Source organism: Streptomyces albidochromogenes (assembly GCF_005981925.1).
Lineage (GTDB): Bacteria > Actinomycetota > Actinomycetes > Streptomycetales > Streptomycetaceae > Streptomyces > Streptomyces albidochromogenes.
On record NZ_VBVX01000584.1, the window covers coordinates 1 to 1,673 of the forward strand.

Sequence of the window (1,673 nt, forward strand, 5' to 3'; positions counted from 1 at the left end):
GTTGAGCGCCACCCGCCCCGCCACGTCACCGGGGCGGGCGGGGTCACCCTCCCCGGTGACGTGGCGGGGCGGGTGGCGCTCAACGAGCTCGTCGTGCACGGGTGGGACCTGGCCCGCGCCGTCGGCCGGCCGTACGCGCCCGACACCGCCGCCCTCCAGTCGTCGTACGAGCTGCTGGAGCCCACGGAGGACGATCCGGGCGGCGAGGGGATCTTCGGGACGCCCGTCGACGTGCCGCGGGACGCGCCGCTCCTCGACCGCGTCGTCGGGCGCGCGGGCCGCAGCCCCGCGTGGCCCGCCGGGTGATCGGCCGCGACGCCGTGACGGCGGTCAGCCCGCCCAGCGTCCCGTCAGGAAGGTGAGGGCGAGCACGGTCGACAGGGGCGCCACCACGCACAGGTAGGCGCCGCGCACCCAGGGGCGGCGCAGGCTCCACGCGGCGAGCATCACCCACATCGGCCACCACAGGAGCGTGGCGCGGGGCACGGAGGTGTACCAGTACGACGTGCCGAGCGCCCACAGGCTGAGCGCGGTGTAGACGGCCTCCGGCCACTTGCGCCGCCTCAGCAGCACGCCCAGCAGGACGAGCCCGACGACCATGGCGACGAGTTCGGCCTGGAACATCACGGCGTACCCGGTGGACTGGGTGTGCCCGAACGCGGCCTGCCAGGTGTTCCGCCATGCCTCCCACGGGGGGTGGAAGTCGCGGTACCAGCCGCGCTCCTGGGCGTGGCTCCAGGCCATCCAGTCGCCGGTGTGGGCGTGCAGGAACCAGGTGTAGAGGGCCGCGGGCAGTGCGGGCAGCGCGATCCAGGCAAGGGAGCGCCACTGCCGGCGAAGGTCCGCGGCGGCGATGAAGTGGGCCGCGATCGCCGCGGCGAGGAACAGTCCGCTGACCCGGACGCCGGTGGCCAGGCAGGCGAGGACGCCGGCGAGCGGCCAGGCGCCGCGCCGGGCGGCGAGCCAGGCGGGCAGGGCGAGGGCGAGGAAGAGCGACTCGGTGTAGCCGGCGGCCAGGAACACGGCGCAGGGGGAGAGGAGGAAGAACAGCACGGCGCGCTGCCCGAGGGGGCTGCCGGCGTCGCATACGTGCAGGCGCGCGATCCGGGCCAGGGCGAGGACGGCGACGGCCCCGGAGACGAAGGAGATCAGCAGGCCGGCGACGGTCCAGTCGGGGATCACGACGTGGACGGCCCGCAGGACGAGCGGGAAGCCGGGGAAGAACGCCTCCCTGTTGTCCCAGCCCTTGGTGCCCGGCCCGGCGCCGTCGGGGAAGTAACCTTCCTGCGCTATGTGCAGGTAGTGCCACCAGTCCCACTGCCCCCACGACGACAACGCGGTTCCCGCCTCGCGGGTCCGGCGGTCCTCGGCGAAGAACCACCGCGCGCAGTACGCGGTGGTCCAGACACCGACCCGGGTGAGGACGTACAGCAGCAGGACGTTCCGGTCGTCGAGCCCCAGCCGGAACCCGGACCGGAGGGTCCCCGACTGCCGGAACGCGGGCCCCCGGTGCCCGGGCCGCCGACGCTCGGAAGGTCCGGGCCCGGGGCGCGTGCCGGTGGCCGACGTTCCGCGGACGGGCGGACGGGCGGGCTGCTCGGGGGGCCGCAGAGGGGTCGCGGTGGCCATGGTCGTCCTCCTGGTGCGGGCATCGGGGCATCGGGGGATGGGCG

General features: G+C 75.3%; 2 protein-coding genes. One reads left to right on the forward strand and one right to left on the reverse strand.

Features of this window, described 5'->3' with window-relative positions; translation table 11 throughout:
* Nucleotides 1–306: DinB family protein (locus E2E34_RS34050; protein WP_500691589.1), on the forward strand; the 306-nt coding region annotated here is incomplete at its 5' end.
* 24 nt (nt 307–330) lie between these two features.
* On the opposite strand, the gene E2E34_RS34055 is transcribed toward E2E34_RS34050, so the two are convergent.
* Entirely contained in the window at nt 331–1,629 is a 1,299-nt protein-coding gene (locus E2E34_RS34055) for a mannosyltransferase family protein (RefSeq protein ID WP_138905680.1), read from the reverse strand.
* Nucleotides 1,630–1,673 lie beyond the last annotated feature (44 nt).